This is a genomic window from Pseudoalteromonas holothuriae (assembly GCF_945859825.1).
In the GTDB taxonomy this organism is placed as follows: domain Bacteria; phylum Pseudomonadota; class Gammaproteobacteria; order Enterobacterales; family Alteromonadaceae; genus Pseudoalteromonas; species Pseudoalteromonas holothuriae.
Window position 1 is genome coordinate 1 of sequence record NZ_CAMAPC010000096.1, and the last position, 338, is coordinate 338.

2 tRNA genes are annotated in these 338 nt (G+C 50.9%); both read right to left on the reverse strand.

What is annotated here, in order from left to right:
* Position 1 precedes the first annotated feature (1 nt).
* Positions 2-77 (reverse strand) — tRNA-Glu (locus OCI93_RS21050).
* A gap of 185 nt (positions 78-262) precedes the next feature.
* Positions 263-338, reverse strand: a tRNA-Glu gene (locus OCI93_RS21055).

The window sequence follows — 338 nt, forward strand, 5'->3', positions numbered from 1 at the left end:
GTGGCGTCCCCAAGGGGATTCGAACCCCTGTTACCGCCGTGAAAGGGCGGTGTCCTAGGCCTCTAGACGATGGGGACGCAGAAATCGGTTTGCAAATCACTGATTTGCTATTTCTGCGTTAGATGAGACCGAGCCTGCGAGGCGAATGACCTTATTCTTTGGCAGAAATATAGAATATCAAAAGATGTTCTATTTCTGTGTCACTAGGACTGGCTATTTTAACTCGCACCATATGAGTTTACGTTACCCTACCGAAGTAAAGTGGCGTCCCCAAGGGGATTCGAACCCCTGTTACCGCCGTGAAAGGGCGGTGTCCTAGGCCTCTAGACGATGGGGAC